Genomic DNA, 3,809 nt, shown 5'->3' with positions numbered 1-3,809 from the left:
GTGATGGAGCAGTAAAAGTTCAAGGTTCAAGGTTCAAGGTTCAAGGTCTAAAGTTTAAGGTTTAAAGTTTAAAGTGAATGGTTTAAGGTTCAAAAAATAAAATCAAAGCTTTTAAACAACCATGAACCATTGAAACAGGAGAATCAACCTGGCGCGCGCAATGGACATACCTGAAAAGCAAACCTTTGCGGATTTAAAGAAGCAGGAGCAAAATGCCAAGCGGGACGTAATCATTGATGCGGCAGAACGGGTCTTTGGGGTCAAGCCGTTTCATAAAGTCAACATCCGCGACATTGCCGCCGAAGCCGGCATTTCCCATGCCACCATCTACCGGTATTTTCCGGACCAGCAAACCCTTTTCATGGAAGCCTTTCTCCGGGGCGTGGAAGAAATCCTGACCAGAATTGATGCCATTGCCGCAAACAACCCTTCAGGAAATCTGCTGGAAGCTGTTGTGGCCGATTTCATTGATTTTCTGACACAAAAGGATCATTATTTCCGGATGATGACCCATTTCATGCTCGACGGGGAACTGGCCCCGGACCTGGTGGAAAAGCTCAACAATGCCGCCCGCGCTTTGCTCAACCGGCTGGAAGCCATATTTGCAGCCGGCAACACAACCGAAAACCCCCGGGCCATGGCCCGCGCCCTTTTTGCCGCAGTAAACGGCGTGCTCATCTCCTTTCGCAATTACCCGGGCCGGGACCGGCAGGCGGTTTTCGATCATATGCAGTTTCTCGGCAAACTCATTGCCAGACGATTCAGTTGATCAATCCCTTAAGCAAGGAGGCAGCCATGTATTCAACATTATTTTCCCCCATTGAAGTCGGCGGCATCCGGCTGGACAACCGGATCACCATGGCGCCCCTGTATCTGGGCTATGCAGCAGAAGGCGGGGCTGTATCCAAACTTTTGCTGGAACACTACCGATTGATGGCTCAAAGCGGGGCCGCCATGATCGTGGTGGAAAACGCCACCGTGGACCATCCCGTGGCAAGTGCCGGCAACCGCACCATCCGTATTGATGCGGACCAGTACCTGGAGGGTCTGACGCAGCTGGCCAAAGAAATCAAAAACCAGGGCGCGCTTGCATGCATCCAGATCAATCATGCGGGACGATTTGCCGGGGGCCAACAGGCTGTGGCGCCCTCGGAAGTCGATACATTCGGCAAAACCCCGAGAGCCCTGAGCATTAAGGAAATCCACCAGATCCGGGACAAATTCCGCGATGCGGCAAAACGCGCCAAACAGGCCGGATTTGACATGGTTGAACTCCACGGCGGCACCGGCTACCTGCTGGCCCAGTTTGTATCCCCGCATACCAACAAACGCACCGATGAATACGGCGGCAGCCTTGAAAACCGGATGAAGCTTCCCCTGGAGGTGCTGGGCGCAGTCAGGGATGCAGTGGGGGATTTTCCGGTGGGTTACCGGTTTCTGGCAGATGAATTTCTGGACGACGGCTTAAAACCCGGGGAGTCCACCCGGGTCGCCAGGGCCCTTTCAGATGGCGGAGCAGCTTATCTTTCGGTCATGGGCGGCACCTATGAATCCTTTATGAAGCCTGAAATCATTGCCCAATCCAAAACCGAAGGTTACATGGCCGATCTGGCCGCGGAAATCAAAAAGCATGTGGCCGTGCCGGTGATCACGGCCGGAAGAATTTCTTCCGGCAGCACGGCAGAAAACATTCTGGCTTCAGGCAAAGCCGATCTGGTGGGTCTGGCCCGTGTGTTGTTTGCAGATCCCGACTGGCCCAAAAAAATCAGGGAGGGCCGGGAGGATGAAATCATTCACTGCGATCCAGAGTGTGAAGATATCTGCATGCAGCTGATCATGAAAGGCAAACCCGCCTTCTGCACCCAATGGGGACCGCAAAAAATGCGCCAATTCAAGGATCTTTTTGAATAACCCGTAAAAAGCTTTTTACATCGTCCGATGTTTGTCAGCAAGGAAGCCCTGCGGCCGGGGTCAGTTTTTTCGGTCCTGATCCTTTACGGATTCAGCAAACGGTCAATGTCGCTTCAAAAACCGACCCCGGCCTTGGATTTACTTTTCATAGATACCCACAATCCGGTTCATGCCGATCAGGTGCGGTTCAATTTTCTCCAGCAGCTGCCACTGGGTCAGGCCGGGTTCAAGTTTCAGGTCCTTGTTTAAAGCCAGCAGCCACCAGAAGTAATGATGGATGCCGTGGCCGGCCGGGGGTTTGGGGCCTTTGTAGCCCTTTTCGTTAAAATTGTTTACCCCCATGGTGTAGTCCGGACATCCTTCCGGAATTCCCGAGACATCGCCGGCGATATTGTAGAGAACCCAGTGGACAAACCCGTAGGTGCCCGGCTCCACCAGCGGTGCATCCGGGTCATGGCAGATAATGGCAAAGCTGCGTGTGCCCTCGGGCACTTTTGTCCATTCCAGGGGCGGGGATACATCTTCTCCGTAGCCGGTGTATTTTTGCGGAATCTGTCCCCGGTTTTCAAACCCCGGACTGGTCAATTGCATATCCGAAAGTGCAAAACCCATGACTTTCCCTCCTTTCGATCATCACTAAAGTTGATGGCGCCGTAAAAAGTCCAATATCCGCGTTACGCGCAATTTCTCAGAATTTCACGTACGGATAAGTACGCTGCATTCTTCGAAATTGCGCAAGCCTTGATCTTGAACTTTTTACGGCACCATCTGAAATCAGACTTTTTACGGTGCCTTCAAAGTTGGCGGCTGAACCATTCGCGGGCAAAGCTGATTATCAATAAATTAAGAAACCTTACCGGCTTTGTCAACCTACCGGCTGTATCCGGGACAAAACCCGGTTGTCGGCAATGCAGAATCCTGGTAGAAAACTCCCTGAGCGCATTTTCCTGAAACAATAAACCGGCTTTCATCCGGCCACCGTGCTTATCGGGGTTTCGTGCTTTGTTTTTATCTATTTTGTCAAAAAATACCGGCCTGCCTTTCCGGCCGGGCTTGTGGCCCTTGTGGCGTCAACAGGCGCGGTGGCCCTGCTCAAACTCCATGAAGCCGGGGTTGCCGTGGCCGGAAAAAGCCCGGGCGGGCTTGCCGGATTTTACGTGCCGTCAGTGGCCCCGGAGACACTCAGCAATTTGATCGGTCCGGCGGTGGTCATCGCCCTGGTCAGCTTTGTTGAAACCTACAGCGTGAGCAAGGCCGTGGCATCTGAATCCAAACAGAAAATCGACGTGAACCAGGAATTTGTGGGCCAGGGCCTGGCCAACCTGGTCGGGGGGTTTTTTCAGTGCATTGTGCGCATCACCAAGGACCCGAACATCAATGTGTTTGTCAACGCTGATGCCGCGGACAAGCCGGGCTGCCCCCAGATTCTTCATCTGCGCTCAGACAATGTCATATTTTTTGCCAACGCGGAATACACGGTGGCCCACATTCTTGAAAGGGTCGATGCGGTGCGCACCCCGCTTGTCTATGTGCTGCTTGATTTTCAGGCTGTGGGGTTTATCGATATCACGGCCATTGACGAACTGCGGGGGCTAAAAGATGAACTTGCAGCCCGGGACATGGGGCTGGCCATTTTCCATGTGCACCAGCCGGTGATCAAAACCTTTGTATCCTCCGGCTTTATCCACGAGATCGGTGAGACCGGCATGGTCAGGCAGGCCGGTCTCACCGCCCGGCACGGAGAGGCCCTGGCGACGATCTTTGACCAGATCGATCATAATTACTGCCGGGATATTTGCCCTTATGTATTGTTTTATGAATGCACCACAGTCAAATAAAAAGGAATTTCCCGCTTATGTTTACCTTTATCCATGCTGCGGATATTCATCTCGACAGTC

4 protein-coding genes and 1 pseudogene are annotated in these 3,809 nt (G+C 52.8%); 4 read left to right on the top strand and 1 reads right to left on the bottom strand.

Features of this window, described 5'->3' with window-relative positions; translation table 11 throughout:
- Positions 1-160 precede the first annotated feature (160 nt).
- Both R6U41_RS11940 and R6U41_RS11935 read left to right on the top strand, forming a co-directional pair.
- Positions 161-769: a TetR/AcrR family transcriptional regulator gene (locus R6U41_RS11940; protein WP_410270059.1), complete on the top strand. Its 609-nt coding sequence runs from the start codon at positions 161-163 to the stop codon at positions 767-769.
- Positions 770-795: 26 nt separating this feature from the next.
- Positions 796-1,911, top strand: coding sequence for an NADH:flavin oxidoreductase (locus tag R6U41_RS11935; protein WP_410270058.1), 1,116 nt, complete (start codon positions 796-798; stop codon positions 1,909-1,911).
- 138 nt (positions 1,912-2,049) lie between these two features.
- Here R6U41_RS11935 and R6U41_RS11930 read toward each other — a convergent pair whose 3' ends face one another.
- Positions 2,050-2,523, bottom strand: coding sequence for a YbhB/YbcL family Raf kinase inhibitor-like protein (locus R6U41_RS11930; protein WP_410270057.1), 474 nt, complete (start codon positions 2,521-2,523; stop codon positions 2,050-2,052).
- Between the two features lie 365 nt (positions 2,524-2,888).
- Between R6U41_RS11930 and R6U41_RS11925 the strand changes: the two are divergent.
- Together R6U41_RS11925 and R6U41_RS11920 are read left to right on the top strand one after the other, a co-directional pair.
- Positions 2,889-3,254, top strand: a pseudogene (locus R6U41_RS11925) (SulP family inorganic anion transporter); the annotation flags it as partial.
- A gap of 6 nt (positions 3,255-3,260) precedes the next feature.
- The gene (locus R6U41_RS11920) at positions 3,261-3,749 is read left to right on the top strand and encodes a sodium-independent anion transporter (RefSeq protein WP_410270060.1); all 489 of its coding nucleotides are present in this window, start codon (positions 3,261-3,263) and stop codon (positions 3,747-3,749) included.
- The last annotated feature ends 60 nt before the right edge of the window (positions 3,750-3,809 follow it).

Source organism: Desulfosalsimonas sp. (assembly GCF_046483245.1).
In the GTDB taxonomy this organism is placed as follows: Bacteria; Desulfobacterota; Desulfobacteria; order Desulfobacterales; family Desulfosalsimonadaceae; genus Desulfosalsimonas.
Note: the sequence above shows the minus strand (reverse complement) of the source record. Positions and strands in the feature narration are given on the sequence as shown.

Coding starts and splice junctions, on each gene's coding strand:
- R6U41_RS11940 (WP_410270059.1), top strand. CDS start 161: ATGGACATACCTGAAAAGCAAACCTTTGCGGATTTAAAGAAGCAGGAG.
- R6U41_RS11935 (WP_410270058.1), top strand. CDS start 796: ATGTATTCAACATTATTTTCCCCCATTGAAGTCGGCGGCATCCGGCTG.
- R6U41_RS11930 (WP_410270057.1), bottom strand. CDS start 2,523: ATGGGTTTTGCACTTTCGGATATGCAATTGACCAGTCCGGGGTTTGAA.